Annotated in this window: 1 protein-coding gene; it reads right to left on the bottom strand. The window is 69.1% G+C overall.

The genetic code is table 11. From position 1 onward, the window contains the following. A partial coding sequence (locus HWX25_RS32995) for an SMP-30/gluconolactonase/LRE family protein (protein ID WP_175912788.1) occupies positions 1-463 on the bottom strand: 463 nt, incomplete at both ends.

Below are 463 nucleotides of genomic sequence, written 5' to 3'. Positions count from 1 at the left end.
CGACCAGGGCCGGCTGGCCCGTCACCGAGTAGCGCTTGATGTTCATGTCCGGGCCCGAGTCGCCCACCATCAGCTGGCCGGTCGGCGTGTCGTAGTAGAGCGCCGAGGGCCGCGCGCTGGCGCCCATCTGGATGGTGTTGAGCAGGGCGCCGGCCGCGCTGTACTCGACGATCGTGCCGGTGTTCTTCTGCGCGATCCACAGGTTGCCGGCCGCATCGAGCGCCAGCGCGCCGGGGCTGGCGATCTGGATGTCGCGCTGCCAGACGCCGTCGGTGCTGAACACGCGCACGCGGTTGCCGAAGTAGTCGCTCGCGTACAGCGTGGTGCCGGCGGTGGCCAGGCCGGTGATCACGTCGTACTTGCTGATGTTGCTCCAGACGCTGACGTTGATGGTCAGGTCGCGCAGCCCGGTGGCGCGGTTGTAGCGGCCGACGAAGCCGCTCTGGTTCTTGCCCTGCAGCGG

The organism is Burkholderia sp. BCC1640, assembly GCF_902833125.1.
Taxonomy (GTDB): Bacteria; Pseudomonadota; Gammaproteobacteria; order Burkholderiales; family Burkholderiaceae; genus Burkholderia; species Burkholderia diffusa.
The sequence above is the reverse complement of the archived record's forward strand: the minus strand, read 5'-3'. Positions and strand labels throughout refer to the sequence as shown.